General features: G+C 68.8%; 16 protein-coding genes. 7 read left to right on the forward strand and 9 right to left on the reverse strand.

What is annotated here, in order from left to right:
• Positions 1-12 precede the first annotated feature (12 nt).
• The 3 genes from B9Y64_RS12000 to B9Y64_RS12010 are packed head-to-tail and all read left to right on the forward strand — an operon-like array spanning position 13 to position 5,503.
• Positions 13-1,260 (forward strand): TolC family protein, encoded by a 1,248-nt coding sequence (locus B9Y64_RS12000; RefSeq protein WP_100440898.1) that lies wholly within the window; start codon positions 13-15, stop codon positions 1,258-1,260.
• Positions 1,257-2,429, forward strand: a complete 1,173-nt coding sequence (locus tag B9Y64_RS12005; protein ID WP_100440899.1) for an efflux RND transporter periplasmic adaptor subunit — start codon at positions 1,257-1,259, stop codon at positions 2,427-2,429. Before B9Y64_RS12000 ends, B9Y64_RS12005 begins: the two co-directional genes overlap by 4 nt.
• Positions 2,426-5,503 carry an efflux RND transporter permease subunit gene (locus B9Y64_RS12010; RefSeq protein ID WP_100440900.1) on the forward strand — a complete coding sequence of 1,026 codons (3,078 nt, stop codon included), beginning with the start codon at positions 2,426-2,428 and terminating at the stop codon, positions 5,501-5,503. The genes B9Y64_RS12005 and B9Y64_RS12010 overlap by 4 nt, the downstream gene beginning before the upstream one ends.
• A gap of 149 nt (positions 5,504-5,652) precedes the next feature.
• Here the strand turns inward: B9Y64_RS12010 and B9Y64_RS12015 are convergent, their stop codons facing one another.
• The 8 genes from B9Y64_RS12015 to dkgB all read right to left on the reverse strand — a co-directional run bounded on the left by B9Y64_RS12015 (position 5,653) and on the right by dkgB (position 11,441).
• Positions 5,653-7,044, reverse strand: a complete 1,392-nt coding sequence (locus B9Y64_RS12015; RefSeq protein ID WP_100440901.1) for a heavy metal sensor histidine kinase — start codon at positions 7,042-7,044, stop codon at positions 5,653-5,655.
• Positions 7,041-7,739, reverse strand: coding sequence for a heavy metal response regulator transcription factor (locus B9Y64_RS12020; protein WP_100440902.1), 699 nt, complete (start codon positions 7,737-7,739; stop codon positions 7,041-7,043). The genes B9Y64_RS12015 and B9Y64_RS12020 overlap by 4 nt, the downstream gene beginning before the upstream one ends.
• Positions 7,740-7,784: 45 nt before the next feature.
• Positions 7,785-8,669, reverse strand: a complete 885-nt coding sequence (copD, locus tag B9Y64_RS12025) for a copper homeostasis membrane protein CopD (protein ID WP_100440903.1) — start codon at positions 8,667-8,669, stop codon at positions 7,785-7,787.
• 10 nt (positions 8,670-8,679) lie between these two features.
• Positions 8,680-9,057, reverse strand: a complete 378-nt coding sequence (gene copC / locus B9Y64_RS12030) for a copper homeostasis periplasmic binding protein CopC (protein ID WP_100440904.1) — start codon at positions 9,055-9,057, stop codon at positions 8,680-8,682.
• A gap of 126 nt (positions 9,058-9,183) precedes the next feature.
• A complete protein-coding gene (locus B9Y64_RS12035; protein ID WP_100440905.1) occupies positions 9,184-9,507 on the reverse strand; it encodes a MoaF-related domain-containing protein in 324 nt (107 codons plus the stop codon).
• Entirely contained in the window at positions 9,504-9,632 is a 129-nt protein-coding gene (locus tag B9Y64_RS22410) for a hypothetical protein (RefSeq protein WP_265350056.1), read from the reverse strand. The genes B9Y64_RS12035 and B9Y64_RS22410 overlap by 4 nt, the downstream gene beginning before the upstream one ends.
• Positions 9,633-9,651: 19 nt before the next feature.
• Positions 9,652-10,626: a TIGR03571 family LLM class oxidoreductase gene (locus B9Y64_RS12045; protein ID WP_100440906.1), complete on the reverse strand. Its 975-nt coding sequence runs from the start codon at positions 10,624-10,626 to the stop codon at positions 9,652-9,654.
• 11 nt (positions 10,627-10,637) lie between these two features.
• Positions 10,638-11,441: a 2,5-didehydrogluconate reductase DkgB gene (gene dkgB, locus B9Y64_RS12050; protein WP_100440907.1), complete on the reverse strand. Its 804-nt coding sequence runs from the start codon at positions 11,439-11,441 to the stop codon at positions 10,638-10,640.
• A gap of 118 nt (positions 11,442-11,559) precedes the next feature.
• Here dkgB and B9Y64_RS12055 point away from each other — a divergent pair, with 118 nt between their 5' ends.
• Positions 11,560-12,462 carry a LysR family transcriptional regulator gene (locus tag B9Y64_RS12055; protein ID WP_100440908.1) on the forward strand — a complete coding sequence of 301 codons (903 nt, stop codon included), beginning with the start codon at positions 11,560-11,562 and terminating at the stop codon, positions 12,460-12,462.
• 143 nt (positions 12,463-12,605) lie between these two features.
• Here B9Y64_RS12055 and B9Y64_RS12060 read toward each other — a convergent pair whose 3' ends face one another.
• Positions 12,606-13,082: a MerC domain-containing protein gene (locus B9Y64_RS12060; RefSeq protein ID WP_100440909.1), complete on the reverse strand. Its 477-nt coding sequence runs from the start codon at positions 13,080-13,082 to the stop codon at positions 12,606-12,608.
• Positions 13,083-13,113: 31 nt separating this feature from the next.
• Between B9Y64_RS12060 and B9Y64_RS12065 the strand changes: the two genes are divergently transcribed.
• Genes B9Y64_RS12065 through B9Y64_RS12075 form a run of 3 tightly spaced genes read left to right on the forward strand, consistent with a single transcriptional unit; the run spans position 13,114 to position 15,585 of the window.
• On the forward strand, positions 13,114-13,647 hold the full coding sequence (locus B9Y64_RS12065; RefSeq protein WP_100440910.1) for a ZrgA family zinc uptake protein: 534 nt from the start codon (positions 13,114-13,116) through the stop codon (positions 13,645-13,647).
• The gene (locus tag B9Y64_RS12070) at positions 13,644-14,339 is read left to right on the forward strand and encodes an ATP-binding cassette domain-containing protein (RefSeq protein WP_100440911.1); all 696 of its coding nucleotides are present in this window, start codon (positions 13,644-13,646) and stop codon (positions 14,337-14,339) included. The genes B9Y64_RS12065 and B9Y64_RS12070 overlap by 4 nt, the downstream gene beginning before the upstream one ends.
• A complete protein-coding gene (locus B9Y64_RS12075; RefSeq protein WP_100440912.1) occupies positions 14,332-15,585 on the forward strand; it encodes an ABC transporter permease in 1,254 nt (417 codons plus the stop codon). The genes B9Y64_RS12070 and B9Y64_RS12075 overlap by 8 nt, the downstream gene beginning before the upstream one ends.

The raw sequence follows: 15,585 nt of genomic DNA on the forward strand, positions 1-15,585 counted from the left end.
ACCGTGACGCGCATGAATTTCTCCCCTCGCATTGCGGCCGTGCTGGCCGCCCTTCTGTGCGCACCTGCCGCATCGGCGCTGTCCCTGCAGGAAGCGCAGCGCGCAATGGAAGCACACAACCCGGACCTGCGCGCCGCGGCACTGGAGCTGCGCGGGGTGCAGGGTGACGCGCAGACAGCGGCATTGCGCCCGGCCACCGAGCTGTCGATCGGCACCAGCAAGATCAGCTCCAAGCACGGCATCGGTCCGGGTCGCTGGCAGGACAAACGGGTGGACAGCACGCTGGGGCTGGGCTGGACCTGGGAACGCGGTGGCAAGCGCGCATTGCGCATCCGCCAGGCCGACGCACTGCTGGAAGTGGCCGGGCTGGAGATGCTCGATACCCGGCGCCGCCAGCAGGTGGCCCTGCATGAGGCCTACTTCGGCCTGAAGAGCGCGCAGGAACGGGTGCAGATTGCCGATGCCAACCGCCAGAGTTCGGCCGAGCAGATGGCGGCGGCGGACAAGCAGGTTGCCACCGGGGCGATGGCGCCGGTCGACCGCGCGCGGCTGGCGGTGGACGACCTTGCGGTGGCCGACGCGGCGCGCGAGGCGGCGCTGGATCTGCGCGACGCCCGGAATGCGCTGGCACTCCTGCTCGGCCGCGACGACAGCCGTGACCTCAGTGCCGATGACCCCTGGCCGGATCCCGCCGGCCTTGCCGATACGCGTGCGTTCGATCCGCAGCAGCGCGCCGATTTGCGCGCGGCACGCTCGCGCCTGGCCGCTGCCGATACCGGTGTGGCGCTGGCACGCAGCGAGCGCCACCGCGACATCCAGCTGGGCGTGGAAGCCGAGCGTGAGCCGACCGACATCAGTGGTGTCACCTGGGGGGTCTCGCTGACCATCCCGCTCGGCGGCCCATCCCGCGCACGCGGCGCGATCCAGCGTGCCGAGGCCGACCGTGACAGTGCCGCGCTGGAGCTGCAGGTGCTGCAGCGTGAAGCGCGCGCCGAGCTGGACCAGTTGCAGGCCAGCGCGCAGTCCGCTGCGCAGCGCCGCAGCGACTACGAAGGGCTGCACGCCGACGCCGCACGCAAGGCAGTGCAGGGCATCGAACTGGCCTATCGCCGCGGCGCCGCCAGCCTGACCGATCTGCTGGATGCGCGCCGCAGCTGGCGCGACTTCGAGGCCGCGCTGATCGAGGCGCGCGCCGACCATGCCATTGCCCTGGCGCGCTGGGAAGCGGCCACATCCGTTGCTGAAGGAGAGTCCCGATGAAGTTCACCGTCGCCCATCGCCCGCGGGCGCGACATGCCGTGCTGCCGGTCCTGCTGGCACTGGTCCTGCTGGGCGGCTGCGGCCGTGAGCCGGCGTCGTATACCGAGGATGCGCCCCAGGTCAGTGCCGGGCAGATCCAGTTTCCCGCCGGCAGCCGCCAGCTGGATGTGCTGCGCAGCGAGCCGGTGACCGCCGGAGCCAGCGCCAGCCTGCAGCTGCCGGGCCGGATAGTCTGGGACGAGACCCGCTCCAGTGCGCTGCGCACGCCGCTGGCGGGGCAGGTGGCGCGCATCGAGGCGCAGCCGGGGCAGAAGGTGAAGGCGGGCCAGGTGATCGCCTGGATCACCTCGCCCGAGTTCGGCCAAGCCCAGGCCGACGGTGTGCGTGGCCGCGCCGAGCTGCAGCAGGCACGCAGGGAACTGGACCGCACCCGCGAGCTGCATGCGGCGGGTGTGGCGTCGGGTCGCGAGCTGGATGAGGCCGAGGCCAACTTCGCCGGCAGCCAGGCCGATCACGCGCGTGCGACCGCCTTCGCCAGGGCGTATGGCAATGGCCAGCACGTCGACCAGCGCCTGCCGCTGCGCGCGCCCATCGACGGCGTGCTGGTGGAACGGCGGATGAGCCCGGGCATGGCCGTCAGCCCCGACAGCGAGCAGCCGCTGGCGGTGATTGGCGATCCGGACCGCCTGTGGCTGCTGCTGGACGTACCCGAGGGCCTGGCCGGACGCTTGAAGGCGGGCATGCAGGTCAGCGTGCCCGGTGCCGATGGACAGCCGCTGCAGGCGACCCTGCAGCATGTGGATGACTTCGTCGACAGCGAGCGCCGCGTGGTGCAGGCGCGCGCCGAGCTGGACAACCGTGCACGGGGTTTCAAGGCGGGCCAGTATGTGCGCGCGCAGGTGGCCTTGCCGGCCGAGGGCGGTGTCTCGCTGCCCGATGCCGCCGTGCTGCTGATCGACGGCAAGCAGGTGGTGTTCGTGGAGGAGGGCAAAGGCCGCTTCGTGCGTCGCGCCGTGCATGCCGAGGAACTGGGCGATGGCCACCTGTGGGTGCGTGAAGGCCTGGCTGCGGGCAGCAGGGTGGTGGTCGAGGGTGGCCTGCTGCTGCAGCAGCTGGTGGACAGCGCGCCGGCAGCCGCCAGCACCGGCACGGGGCACGCCGCCCCATGATCGATCGCCTGATTGCCTATTGCCTGCGCCAGCCGCTGATGGTGATGCTGGCGCTGCTGCTGTTCATCGGCGGCGGTATCGCGGCGTTCCGCGTGCTGCCGGTGGAAGCCTTCCCGGATGTGTCCGATACCCAGGTGACGGTGGTATCGCTGCACCCGGGGCGTGCCGCCGAAGAGGTGGAGCGCGAGGTGACGATGCCGCTGGAAGTGGCGCTGTCCGGTATCCCGCATTCGGTGCGGGTGTTCTCGCATACGCAGTTCGGCCTGTCGATGATCATCCTGACCTTCGACGACAAGGCCGATGACTACTTCGCGCGCCAGCAGGTGCTGGAGCGCCTGCAGGGCGTGGAGCTGCCGGAAGGGGTGACGCCGGAACTGGAGGCGATGAGCTCGGCGGTGGGCGAGATCTACCGCTATGTGCTGAAAGGCCCGCACCTGACACCGACCCAGCTGCGCACCGTGCAGGAATGGACAATGGAGCGCAGCCTGCGCACCGTGCCGGGCGTGGCCGATGTGATCAGCTTCGGCGGCTTCGCGCGAACCTTCCAGGTCAAGCCGGATCTGGACAAGCTGCGCGACCGCGGCATCAGCCTGGGTGAGTTTGCCGAGGCGCTGGAAAAGGGCAGCTCGAATGCGGGCGGTGGCTACGTTGAACGCGGGCAGCAGCAGTTCCTGATCCGCGGCGTGGGCCTGATGCGCTCGCCCACCGACATCGGCAACGTGGTGGTGGGGCAGCGCGGCGGTACGCCGATCCTGGTGCGCGACCTCGCCAGCATCGCCGACACCGGCCTGCCCCGGCAGGGCCTGGTCGGCCAGGACGACAACGACGATGCCGTGTTCGGCATGGTGCTGATGCGCAAGGGCGAGAATCCGTCCGATGTGCTTGATGCCCTGCATGCGCGCATCGCCGAGATCGAGGCGAACCAGCTGCCGGCCGGGGTCAGCATCGAGCCGTTCTACGACCGCTCGTGGCTGGTCTCGACCACGCTGAAAACCGTCTTCAGCAACCTGCTGGAAGGCGCGGTGCTGGTGTTCCTGGTGCTGTGGCTGTTCCTGTACAACGCCCGCGCCGCGCTGATCGTGGCGGCGATGATGCCGCTGGCCCTGCTGTCGACCTTCCTCGGCCTGCACCTGTGGGGGGTACCGGCCAATCTGCTGTCGCTGGGCGCGATGGACTTCGGCATCATCATCGACGGTGCGGTGATCGTCACCGAGCACATCGTCTCGCGATTGTCGAAGCTGCCAGCCACGGCCGATCGCAGGACGCGGTTCTCGACCATTCTTTCGGCGGCTTCGGAAGTGGGGCGGCCGACCTTCTTCTCGATGCTGATCATCATCGCCGCGCACATCCCGATCTTCACCCTGCAGCGCCAGGAAGGCCGCATGTTCGCGCCGATGGCGTACTCGGTGACCTCGGCATTGATCGGTGCATTGATCCTGGCGCTGACCGTGGTGCCGCTGTTCTGTTACTGGTGGCTGCGGCGCGACCGCATGCGCGATGGCAATCCGCTGATGGACCGCCTGACCGGCTGGTACCGGCCGATCCTGGAACGCGCCCTTGCGCGCCCGCGTGCGGTGGTACTGACCGCGGTTGCGCTGCTGGTCGGCACGCTGGCGCTGGGCACCCGGCTGGGTTCGGAGTTCCTGCCCGAGCTGGATGAGGGCTCGATCTGGCTGACCGCCACGCTCGATCCCAGCACCAGCCTGGCCGAAGCGCAGCAGCAGTCGCGGCGTATCCGTGAGCTGGTCGGCACCTTCCCGCAGGTGTCGACGGTGGTGGCCAAGCTGGGGCGCCCGGAAGACGGCTCCGATGCCAAGGGCGCCAACCAGATCGAGGCGCTGGTGGCGTTGAAGCCCGAGAAGGAATGGCCGAAGGGCGTGGACAAGCGGCAGCTGGTGAGCGACCTGCAGCGCACGCTGGAGCAGCGCATTCCGGGGCCGGAGTTCTCGATCTCGCAGCCGGTGCGCGACAACATCCTGGAGAGCATCTCGCAGATCAAGGGCCAGGTGGTGATCAAGGTGAGCGGCTCGGACCTGGACGTGCTCAACCAGCAGGCGCAGGCCATCCTGGGCCAGGTGCGCGGGGTGGAGGGCGTGGAGAGCGCCTTCATCGACCGTGATGGCGCGTTGCCACAGCTGCAGATCGAGATCGACCGGGATCGTGCCGCGCGCTACGGACTGAACGTGCGCGACATCGACGAGGTGATCGAGACCGCACTGGGCGGGCGCCAGGTTGGCGAGCTATGGGAAGGCGACCGCAAGTTCCCGATCACGCTGCGCCTGGACGACGCCGACCGCGACCTGCAGCGGCTGCGCACGGTGCCGGTGGGCATCGGTGATGGCCACACCGTGACGCTGTCCGATGTGGCCGATTTCCGCATGGCCAGCGGCGCGATCAACATCTCGCGCGAGAACGCACAGCGGGTGAAGGCGGTGAGCATCTTCATTGCCGGGCGTGACATGGGCAGCGTGGTGGCCGACATGCGCAAGCGCGTGGACGCCAGTGTGCAGCTGCCGGAAGGCTACCGGCTGGAATGGTCCGGCGAGTTCGAGAACCAGCAGCGTGCGATGAAGCGGCTGGGCTGGGTGATTCCGCTGTCGGTGCTGGTCATCTTCGTGCTGCTGTTCGATGCCTTCAAGGACATCAGCAGCGCCGCACTGATCCTGGCCAACGTGCCGTTGGCGATGATCGGCGGCATCCTGGCGCTGTGGTTGACCGGCATTCCACTGTCAGTGTCGGCGGCGATCGGATTCATTGCGTTGTTCGGGCAAGCGGTGCTCAACGGGGTGGTGATGCTCAGCCGCTTCGCCCAGCTGCGCGAACAGGGCATGGATCTGCTGCAGTCGGTAGTGCAGGGCTCGCTGCAGCGCCTGCGCACGGTGCTGATGACCGCACTGCTGGCGATGTTCGGCCTGCTGCCGATGGCAACCTCGCATGCGATCGGTGCCGAGACCCAGAAGCCGCTGGCGGTGGTGGTGATCGGCGGCCTGCTGTCGGCGATGCTGCTGACGCTGTTGGTGCTGCCTACGCTGTACTACTGGGTGCATCGCCGCCGCGAGGCCCGCGCTGGCTGACGATAATGTAGAGCCGAGCCCGTGCTCGGCTGCTTCTGGCATCTGCGCGAAGAGCAGCCGGGCATGGGCGCGGCCCACCACCGCCGGCCATGGCCCGGTAGGCGCCAACCTTGGTTGGCAGGCAACCAAGCGCCCACCCAGGTGGGCGACTACCGGCGTGACATGACCGCGTCTACACCATCCTGCCGCTGTGGCAACACCAGCTCGAACACGGTGCCGGTGTCATCCGACGCAACGCTCACGCTGCCGCCGTGCGCCTGTGCAATGGCGCGGGTGATCGCCAGACCCAGCCCCGCACCTTCGTGGCGGCCACGCTCGCCGCGGTAGAAGCGATCGAACAGGCGCGGCAGTACTTCGGTGGCAATCGGCGTGCCGAGGTTGTGCACGCTGGCCCTGCACACGCCATCGGCCTCGGCCAGCCGCACCCGCACCTCGCTGCCGGCGGTTGCGTGCTTCAACGCGTTGGACAGCAGATTGGCGATCGCCCGGTGCAGCATCAGGCGGTTGCCCTCGACGCGTGCGGTGCCCTCGCGGCGCAGGGTCAACTGCCGGTCGTCGGCCAGCAGGCCGTAGAACTCCAGCAGCGAATCCACCACCGCATCCAGCGCCACCGGCTCGCGTGAGGGCAGCGCGCCCGGTGCCTCGGCCTGTGCCAGGTACAGCAGGTCGCCCACGGTCTGCGCCAACTGCTGCAGTTCCTCGGCACAGGACGCCAGCGTCTCGCGGTAGGCCTCGTTGCTGCGCGGATGCGCCAGCACCACCTGCACCTGGGTCAGCATGTTGGTGATCGGCGTACGCAGTTCATGGGCGAGATCGCCGGAGAATTCGGTCAGCCGTGCGAAGTCCTGCTGCAGGCGTGCCAGCATTCCGTTCAGGGTCTGCGCCAGCTGCTCCAGTTCGGCCGGTGCACTGCGTGCACTCAGTCGGCGCTGCAGCCGGCCGGCGGTGATCTGCCGTGCCTCATCGGCCAGCGTGCGCAGCGGCCGCAGCGTGCGCCGCACCACATACCCACCGAGCAGGCTGCTGGCCACGGCAGCGCCGATGATGGCGATCGCCAGCAGGTGGCGGAAGCGTTGCAGGAAGTCGGCATGGCGGTTGTCATCGATGGCCAGCAGGGTGACCAGCTGGCTGCCGTCGGCCAGTGTCTGGCGCAGGTGCAGGGCATGCATGCAGCGGCCATCGGCGAGGATCCAGTCGTGCCGCCGTGGTGCGGCGTCGATGGGCTGGCTGCGTGCATGCGCGCGCAGTAGTGCCGATGCGGTGGAGAACAACACGGTTCCGTGGCCATCGACGATGTGGAAGGCAATATCGGGATGATGGCCAAGCGCCTCTGCCAACCGCAGACCGCGTGCGGACGCCGGTCCGCTGTCGGCCAGGTCACGGATCAAGGCGACCTTGTTCTCCAGTTCGATGAAATCCTGGGCCACCAGGTCGTGGCGGGCGCTGACATAGATCGCCACGCCCAACGCGGCCAGCACCAGCGTGGCCACGGTGGCGAACAGCAGCGTCAGCCGTACCGCGATGGAACGGCGCAGGCTCATCCGCCGTGCACTGCGCCGCCGTCCGGCGCCTCCAGCACATAGCCCATGCCGCGCACGGTGACGATCAGCTTGGCGTCGAAGTCATCGTCGACCTTCGCGCGCAGGCGACGGATCGCCACGTCGATCACGTTGGTGTCGCTGTCGAAGTTCATGTCCCAGACCTGCGAGGCGATCAGCGAGCGCGGCAGCACTTCACCGCGGCGACGCGCCAGCAGCTCCAGCAGGGTGTATTCCTTCTGGCTGAGGGTGATGCGCTGGCCGCCGCGTTCAACCCGGCGGCGCAGCGTGTCCACCACCAGGTCGGCGATGACGATGCGCTCGGCCTGCGGCTGTACCTGGCCACGGCGCAGCAGGGTGCGTACGCGCGCCAGCAGCTCGGCGAAGGCGAACGGCTTGGCCAGGTAATCGTCGGCGCCCAGCTCCAGGCCCTGCACGCGGTCGGCGATGCTGCTGCGCGCGGTGAGGAACAGTACCGGTACCGGCCATCCGGCTGCGCGCAGCCGCGACAGGACGTTCCAGCCATCCATGCCGGGCAGCATCACATCGAGGATGACCAGCTGGTACTCGCCACTGCCGGCCAGGTGCAGCCCGTCGACGCCGTTGCAGGCGAGATCGACCACGTAGCCGGCCTCGATCAGTCCCTGGCGCAGGTAGTTGCCGGTCTTGGGTTCGTCTTCGACGATCAGCAGTTTCATGGTGTGCCCATCATCGCAGCTTGGGCCCGTGCTGGAACGGATGAGTCATGCCAATGGGTCCAGTGTGCCAAGCACCGCCACGCAGGCCAGCACCAGCAGCGCCAGCACCGATTCGCAGGCCAGGCTGTGGCGCAGGGAGCGCAGCGGGCGCGGTTGCCAGCCGCCGCGGATGGAGGCCGCCAACGCCGGCACCAGCCGCCAGCGGTGCAGCGCTGCCAGCCCCAGCATGCCACCCACCAGGGTCAGCTTGAGCAGCAGCCAACGTCCATGCGCGGTACCGGTCAGGGTCTGCACGGAACCCCCGAGATCGACATAGGTATAGGTGCCGGTCATCGCCAGCGTGGCAACGATGATCGTGCCGGGCAAGGCGAAGCTGTGGGCGGCCTGCCAAAGCGCATGGGTGCGTTCGCGCAGGCGCAGGCCTTGTGGACGCAGCGCCAGCTGCACGATGGCGGCAATCGCTCCGACCCAGGCGCCGGCGGCCAGCAGATGCGCGATGCCGGCCGCCAGCCGCAGCGTGCCACCGAACCCATCGCCTGCAGCCGCATGTCCGTTCCAGGACAGGCTGGCCAACGCCGTGGCGGACAACGCGAGCAGGGCCACACGGCGCAGGCCCCGCAGCGGCGCGGCGAATGCCAGCAGGGGCAGCATCGCCAGCACCGCCAGGATGCGCAGCAGGCCCGCTTCACCCACCGGCGTGCCAGTGAGGAACCAGCGTGCCGTCGCAGCGTCGATGTCGGCCGGCGCGATGCCGAGCACGCCAGACAGGCGGGTGACGGCGTCGGTGACCACCAGCAGCAGCCCGATCAGGGCGAGCGCCAGCCAGGCGCCGCGCGGCAGCCGTGGGCGGGCGAACAGCACCCTCCCGAACAGCAGCATCAGCACCAGGTACAACGCCAGCCGCTGCGCATACGGCGAGAGCTCGGCCACGACGACAGCCTTACTTCACGGTGAACCGGTAGGTGCCGGTGATCGGGTGGCTGTCCTGGCCGACCGCCCGCCACTGCAGTGCGTAGCTGCCCGCCGGCAGCGGCTTGGCGAAACGCGCGCGCAACGTGTGGCCATCTTCGGAAATATCCTGTGCGGTGGTGGGCATGGCCATCTTCATGCGGCCATGGTCCATGCTCAGCTCGATGCGGGTGGCACGCGGCATCACCTTCTCACTGAACTGCAGTTCGACCTGGCTGGCCGGGGCCACGGTGGCGTCGGCGGCCGGCGTCGAGCGCACCAGGCTGGGGTGCGCCAGCGCCAGCGGCGCAACCGCGAGGGCGGGCAGGAGCAGAACAAGGGAGGTGGCGCGGAGCAGGGAGCGGGCCATGGGTGGGACACCTGTGGAAGACGTGGCCCACAGGGTGGAGGGCAGCGCCTTTCGCTGCCCTGACCTCTACATTACCGATCTGTAATGTTTCACCTGCCAACCGGTAGTGCCGGCCGCTGGCTGGCATCACAGCGCTGCCAGTGGTCCCTGCATGCGATGGAAACTGCCATCGGTCGCCGTGAACCAGGCCAGCGAACGCCCGCCCACGAAGTCATCGACATGCACGACCGTTGCGCCATCGGCTTCCTGCCACGAAATGGCATAGACCCCTTCGCTGATCTGCTGCCACTCACAGGCGGCTTCGCCCTGCGCACCGGCATAGGCGCCGGAGACGATGGCGTACCGCACGTGGCGGCCATCGGCGCTGTAGACATTGTCTGCGGCCAGGCCGTCATAACTGACGCGGAAGCGGCGGCCGGCGAATACGGGAATGCCCGTGGCCGTGGTCATCGGATCGCCACCGCGCCGATCTCGTCGTTGGCACCGTAGGCGGAGGGATACCCGTCCGCGGCGGTGGCCTGGAAGGACAGCGGCGGGGTGGCCAGCGCAGGCGCGGCCAGGATCTTCATCTTCATGGCAAGGCTCCGGTAACTGTCAGGCCGTCGCGGGGGCGGCAAGCGCGGCATGCGACGCGGCGGCGCCGGCATGGGCCGGGAAGTGCGGCAGCACGTACTCGGCGATTTCGTGGAAGGTCTCGGCCAACGGCCGTTCGTTGCGGCGGAACTGCAGGCCGATGTGGTCGACACCAGCCACCTGCAGGGCGTGGAGCTCGGCCAGCAGGGCGTTGCGGCCGCCGCGCAGGCCGAAGCGCCAGCGCTGCAGCGGGGCATCGGCATCGGTGACCAGGTCCAGGTGGATGAAGCTGGCATACGGCTTGTTGCCGGCCACGGCGCGCCAGGCCGCTACCCGTCGCGCATGGTCCTGCGGCGTGCCCGGGTAGGCCAGGCAACCGTCCATGTGCTGGCCGATCCACGCCGGCTGCTGCTGGGCCAGTCCGGCCACGAACAGCGGCAGGGCCCGGCCATCGGTGGGCAGCACATCCAGCCCCTGCGGCAGGTGTGCGGCGGCGCCTTCGCGCAGCAGTGCGATCTGCTCGCGGAAACGGCTGCCACGGTTGTCGAAGTCGCGGCCGAATAGCGGGTATTCCACCGGGCGGTCGCCACTGGCCACGCCCAGCAGCAGGCGGTCGCCGCTCAGCCGCTGCACGCTGCGCGCCGACTTCAGGGTCAGCAACGGCTCGCGGATCGGCAGCACCACCGCAGCGGTACCCAGCAGGATGTCCGCGGTGATGCCGGCCAGGTAGCCGAGGTAACTGAAGACTTCGAACACCTGCGCCGCATCGCCGAAGGCCGGGTCGTACACCGGCACGTCGCGTACCCACAGCGCACGGAAGCCGAGGCGGTCGGCCAGCCGTGCCAGCTCCGCATGGCGCAGCAGGTCCGGTTCGCCGGGCAGGCGTTGCGCTGCGCGGCGCGCCTGTTCGCCCAGCGGCGTCCAGTCATTGTCCAGCGGAGCTTCGATGCCGATGCTGAAACCACCGGCCTGCAGCCGCGTCAACGCACTGCCCATGGCGAGGCTCCTCAGTCCCAGGCCGGAGCCAGGCCCGGCGGATCGACTTCGCGGCCGTTGCGGTCAAGCGCGGCGATCGCGGCCATGTCATCGGCATCCAGGTGCAGGTCCTGGGCGAGCAGGTTGCTGGCCAGGTTCTCGCGCTTGGTCGAAGACGGGATGACCGAGTAGCCCCGCTGCAGCGCCCACGCCAGCGCGACCTGGGCCACGGTGGCCTGGTGCTTGCCGGCAATGGCGACCAGCACCGGATCCTTCAGTACCTTGCCGTAGGCCAGGGTCATGTAGGAAGTTACGGTGATGCCCTGGTCGTGCAGGAAGGCGGTCAGCGCCGGGTTCTGCAGGTACGGGCTCAGTTCGATCTGGTTGGTGGCGATCTCGCCGGCGCCGACCACCTCGATGGCCTGCCGGGTCAGCTCGATGTTGAAGTTGGATACACCGATCTGGCGGGTCAGGCCCAGCCGCTTGGCCTCGGCCAGCGCGGTCATGTACTCGCGCAGCTCAACGCCATTGCCCGGCGCCGGCCAGTGGATCAGCAGCAGGTCCACGTAGTCGGTGCGCAGCTTGGCCAGGCTGTCGCGCAGGCTTGGGACCAGCTTGTCGGCGGCGTAGTTGTCCACCCAGATCTTGGTGGTCAGGAACAGTTGGTCGCGCGGTACGCCGGATTCGGCGATGGCCTGGCCGACCTCGGCTTCGTTGCCGTAGATCTGCGCGGTATCGATCGCACGGTAGCCGAGCTCGAGGGCGTTGCGCACCGAGTCGATGACGGTCTGGCCGGTCAGGCGGAAGGTGCCGACGCCAAAGGAAGGAACGCTCATGGGGGACTCCAGGGACTTCGTGGGGAGCCGGTGGGCTCGGGACAGGGCGAAGTGTGGATGCTTTACATTTGCCGATTAAGCCGTGTATACGGGAAATGCTTTTGCGCCGAGGTAAAAAATGAAAACCACCCTGGATGAGCTGAAAGCCTTCGTGGCGGTGGTCGACAGCGGCTCGATCACCGCAGCGGCCGAAGAGCTGGAGCTGACCATCTCGGCCACCAGCCGTACCCTGGCGCGGCTGGAAGACAAGCTGCAGACCACCCTTCTGCGCCGCACGACGCGACGTCTGGAGCTGACCGAGGAAGGCGCTGCGTTCCTGGAGTACGCGCGCACGATCCTGGCCACCGTCGACGAGGCCGAGGAACAGATGGCAGCCCGCAGGCTGCAACCGGTCGGGCGGCTGCGCGTGGACGCTGCCACGCCGTTCATGCTGCACGTGATCGTGCCGTTGCTGGAGGGTTTCCGCGAGCGTTACCCGCAGGTGGAGCTGGAGCTGAACTCCAACGAGGGCATCACCGACCTGATCGAGAAGCGCACCGACGTGGCGTTCCGCATCGGCGTGCTGCGCGATTCCACCCTGCATGCGCGACCGATCGGCCACAGTCGCATCCGCGTGGTGGCCAGTCCCGAGTACCTGCGCCGGCACGGCACGCCCACGCGCGTGGAGCAGCTGCGCGAGCATGACCTGCTGGGTTTCACGCAGCCCAGTTCGTTGAACGAATGGCCGCTGCACGATGCCGATGGTGGGCCTTTCGTGATCACGCCGGCGATCGCTTCGTCCAGTGGCGAGACGCTGCGGCAGATGGCGGTTGCCGGGCTGGGCATCGCCTGCCTGTCCGACTTCCTGACCCGCCAGGACCGGCGTGATGGCCGCCTGGTGCAGCTGTTCGCCAGGCAGACCCAGGAAATGCGGCAGCCGATCAACGCGGTGTACTACCGCAACACCGCGCTGGCCGCGCGCATCACCTGTTTCGTCGACCACGTGACGCAGACGCTGGGGCAGCGCCCGTTCGACGAATAGAGATGGGTAGAGCCGGCCGCTGGCCGGCTGCCGGATCCTCGCAGCTGCCGGCCAGCGGCTGGCTCTACCATTGGCTGCGTTGAATGTTCCAGTAGATCCACGCCATGCGTGGATGGCGTTTTCCGGCCGGACAACGGCCGGCGCTACCGGCGGTTGCGCAGCGCGCGCCGGTTGCCGATGTGAGCGCACGCCAGCAGCACACCACCACTGGCCGTCGCCACACCATGCCAGAGCAGCGACTCCTTCAGCGGCAGGTACAGCGAGCCCGACAGCAGCAGGATGGCGCCGACGCACGCCAGCCGTACAGGCCGCCAGCGGCCGTGCCGGTGCAGTCCTGCGCTGGTACTGGCCACCGCCAGCGACGAGGCCAGCAGCGCGAACAGCCATTCCCAGCGCGACATCAGCAGCAGCAGCGTCATCGCGCCATGGCCGGGGTGCTGGAAGGAACGCAGCGCCATCATCGCCGCCGGCACGAAGGCCAGCAGCAGGGGCAGGGCGATGCAGTGGGCGGCGCAGGCCAGGGACAACCAGGCCCCGGCAAGATCGATGTGGGGGTGCCAGCGTGCCGAAGTTGGCGGCTGGGCCAGGGCCCTTGCGGGCGTCTTGGGGATGTGGTTCATAATGTTACATAGTAACAATTGGAGCCTCCCCATGAAGCGTTCTGCTGCTCTTTTCCTGCTGCTGGCTGCCAGCGCCGCGCAGGCCCATGACGTCCGCCAGTCGGGTGCGCACGTGCACGGCCAGGCCACCGTCGATCTTGCGCTTGACCAGCAGACGCTGGAATTCGCCCTGCAGGCCCCCGGCATCGGCATCCTTGATTTCGAGCGGCCACCGGCCAGTGCAGTCGAGCAGGCCGCGCTGGCGCGTGCGATCGCGCTGCTGAAGGGCGGCGGATGGGTCACTCTGCCCACCGCCGCGGGCTGCCGCCTTTCCGGCAACGACGCGAAGGCCGAGGGCTTCGATGCGACGGCTGCCGCGCCGCCGCCAGGGCAGCACCGGCATGCGGGTTTCAGCGCAACGCTGCAGTACCACTGCGCCAGGCCTGCCGAGCTGCGTGCCATCGTCGTGCGCCTGCCCGCACTGTTCCCGGGCCTGCACGAGGTGATCGTCAACAGCGCCACCGCCCATGGCCAGAACCGCAGCGTGCTGACTGCAGACAACCTGCGCGTGGTGCTGGCACCGTGAGCATGCGGCCGGTGATCACCCTGGAGGATGTGCAGTTTGGCTATGGCCGGCGCCTGGTGCTGGACGTGCCGCGGCTGTGGATCGAGCAGGGCAGCAGCGTGTTGCTGCGCGGGGTCAGTGGTGGTGGCAAGAGCACGCTGCTGGGTCTGCTGGCGGGTGTGTTGCTGCCCGGCAGGGGCCGCATCGAGGTCGCCGGCCACGCGCTGCAGGCGATGCGCGGTGCCGCGCGGGATCGTTTCCGCGCCGACCACCTGGGCGTGATCTTCCAGCAGTTCAACCTGCTGCCGTTTCTCAGCGTGCGCGACAACATCGCGCTGGGCCTGCGTTTCTCGCGCCTGCGCAGCGCGCGCATCAGCGGACCGCTGGATGCCGAGATCGCCCGCCTGCTGCAGGCCCTGCAGCTGGACCCGCAGCTGATGCAGCGGCGAGCGGGCACGCTCAGTGTCGGCCAGCAGCAGCGTGTGGCGGCGGCACGCGCCCTGATCGGCCGTCCGGCATTGCTGCTGGCCGATGAGCCGACCTCGGCCCTCGACCGCGACGCGGCCACCGCGTTCCTGCAGCTGATGTCCGCGCAGTGCCAGGCAGCCGGCACCACGGTGCTGGTGGTCAGCCATGACGACAGCCTGCAGCCATTGTTCGATCGCACGATTGCCCTGTCGCAGATCAACCAGGCAGGTGCCGGCCATGCTTGAGCTTGCCTGGGCCAGCCTGCGCAGCCGTGCGTTGAGCGTGGGCCTGACCGTGCTGGTCATCACCCTCAGCGTGGTGCTGCTGCTGGGCGTCGAGCGCGTACGCACGCAGGCGCACGAAGGCTTCGCCAGTACCGTGTCCGGTACCGACCTGATTGTCGGTGCGCGCTCGGGGCCGGTGAACCTGCTGCTGTACTCGGTGTTCCATATCGGCGATCCGACCAACAACGTGTCCTGGCAGTCCTTCCAGGAACTCTCCGCGCTGCCGCAGGTGAAGTGGGCGGTGCCCCTGTCGCTGGGCGATTCCTGGCGCGGCTACCGCGTGGTCGGTACCAGTGGTGGCTACTTCGAGCACTATCGCTACGGCGCCGGGCATGCGCTCGCCTTCGCACGGGGCCGCCCCTTCGACGATCTGTATGACGTGGTGATCGGTGCCGAGGTGGCGCAGGCACAGAAGGTCGGTCTCGGTGACCAGATCGTGCTGGCGCACGGTACCGGCGCGGTCACCCTGGCCACGCATGCCGACAAGCCGTTCCGTGTGTCCGGCATCCTGCAGCGCACCGGCACACCGGTTGATTCGTCCCTGCTGGTCTCGCTGGCGGCCATCGAAGCGATCCACGTCGACTGGCGCTCGGGCGTGCAGCTGCGCAGCCAGGGCGTCAGCGCCGAGCAGGCGCGCCATCTCGATCTGACCCCGACCAGCATCACCGCTTTCATGCTCGGCCTGAACTCGCGCATCGCCACGTTTTCAGTGCAGCGCAGGATCAACGAGTATCCGGACGAGGCGATGCTGGCGATCCTGCCCGGCGTCACGCTGCAGCAGCTGTGGCAGTCGCTGGGTACCGCCGAACGGGCCCTGCAGCTGATCAGCGCGATGGTGGTGGCGCTCGGCATGGTCTCGCTGGTGGCGCTGCTGGTCTCGACCCTGCAGGAGCGGCGGCGCGAGATGGCGATCCTGCGTGCCACCGGTGCGCGGCCGGGTTACATCGCCGGCCTGCTGGTGGTGGAAGCGGTGGCGACCAGTGCCGCGGCCTGCGTGCTGGCGTTGCTGCTGCTGGTGGCCAGCAGCATTGCCGGGCGCGGCTGGGCCCTGGCCAACTTTGGCCTGTCGATCACCCATGTCTGGCCGGATGGCCGCGAACTGGGATGGGTTGCGGGCGTGCTGGTAGTCAGTGCGGTGGCCGGGCTGGTGCCGGCACTGCTGGCCTACCGGCGCACGCTGGCCGATGGCCTGTCGCCGGGAGGCTGA

The sequence above is a fragment of the Stenotrophomonas maltophilia genome (assembly GCF_002799245.1).
Lineage (GTDB): Bacteria > Pseudomonadota > Gammaproteobacteria > Xanthomonadales > Xanthomonadaceae > Stenotrophomonas > Stenotrophomonas maltophilia_S.

Excerpts from the sequence above, each read along its gene's own strand:
- B9Y64_RS12020 (WP_100440902.1), bottom strand. The coding sequence starts at position 7,739 with ATGAAACTGCTGATCGTCGAAGACGAACCCAAGACCGGCAACTACCTG.
- B9Y64_RS12075 (WP_100440912.1), top strand. The coding sequence starts at position 14,332 with ATGCTTGAGCTTGCCTGGGCCAGCCTGCGCAGCCGTGCGTTGAGCGTG.
- B9Y64_RS12060 (WP_100440909.1), bottom strand. The coding sequence starts at position 13,082 with ATGAACCACATCCCCAAGACGCCCGCAAGGGCCCTGGCCCAGCCGCCA.
- B9Y64_RS12035 (WP_100440905.1), bottom strand. The coding sequence starts at position 9,507 with ATGACCACGGCCACGGGCATTCCCGTATTCGCCGGCCGCCGCTTCCGC.
- dkgB (WP_100440907.1), bottom strand. The coding sequence starts at position 11,441 with ATGAGCGTTCCTTCCTTTGGCGTCGGCACCTTCCGCCTGACCGGCCAG.
- B9Y64_RS22410 (WP_265350056.1), bottom strand. The coding sequence starts at position 9,632 with ATGAAGATGAAGATCCTGGCCGCGCCTGCGCTGGCCACCCCGCCGCTG.
- B9Y64_RS12010 (WP_100440900.1), top strand. The coding sequence starts at position 2,426 with ATGATCGATCGCCTGATTGCCTATTGCCTGCGCCAGCCGCTGATGGTG.
- B9Y64_RS12065 (WP_100440910.1), top strand. The coding sequence starts at position 13,114 with ATGAAGCGTTCTGCTGCTCTTTTCCTGCTGCTGGCTGCCAGCGCCGCG.
- copC (WP_100440904.1), bottom strand. The coding sequence starts at position 9,057 with ATGGCCCGCTCCCTGCTCCGCGCCACCTCCCTTGTTCTGCTCCTGCCC.
- B9Y64_RS12045 (WP_100440906.1), bottom strand. The coding sequence starts at position 10,626 with ATGGGCAGTGCGTTGACGCGGCTGCAGGCCGGTGGTTTCAGCATCGGC.
- B9Y64_RS12055 (WP_100440908.1), top strand. The coding sequence starts at position 11,560 with ATGAAAACCACCCTGGATGAGCTGAAAGCCTTCGTGGCGGTGGTCGAC.
- B9Y64_RS12015 (WP_100440901.1), bottom strand. The coding sequence starts at position 7,044 with ATGAGCCTGCGCCGTTCCATCGCGGTACGGCTGACGCTGCTGTTCGCC.
- B9Y64_RS12000 (WP_100440898.1), top strand. The coding sequence starts at position 13 with ATGAATTTCTCCCCTCGCATTGCGGCCGTGCTGGCCGCCCTTCTGTGC.
- B9Y64_RS12005 (WP_100440899.1), top strand. The coding sequence starts at position 1,257 with ATGAAGTTCACCGTCGCCCATCGCCCGCGGGCGCGACATGCCGTGCTG.